Here is a 216-nt window from a genome sequence, read left to right on the forward strand (position 1 = left end):
TTGTTTTTACTTACGATTAAGTAATCACCAGCAAACTCAGGTAATACCTCAGTAGATAATGCGTAGTAACCTTCTTTTAATGCTTTTTCTTTTACCTTTTCAGGCATTTTTGCTTTAATTTCTTTACCAGCTTCTTGTGCACGTTTCTTGAAGTCATCAACCCAAGTTTTTGCTTCTTTTTCTTTGTTTAATAACTTACCAATTTCTAAATGCTGT

At 31.9% G+C, this 216-nt stretch carries 1 pseudogene; it reads right to left on the reverse strand.

The features are described 5' to 3' along the window. Window positions 1–216, reverse strand: a pseudogene (locus MR083_RS27570) (ABC transporter substrate-binding protein); the annotation flags it as partial.

Source organism: Bacillus cereus group sp. BfR-BA-01408, from assembly GCF_022663305.1.
Taxonomy (GTDB): domain Bacteria; phylum Bacillota; class Bacilli; order Bacillales; family Bacillaceae_G; genus Bacillus_A; species Bacillus_A pacificus.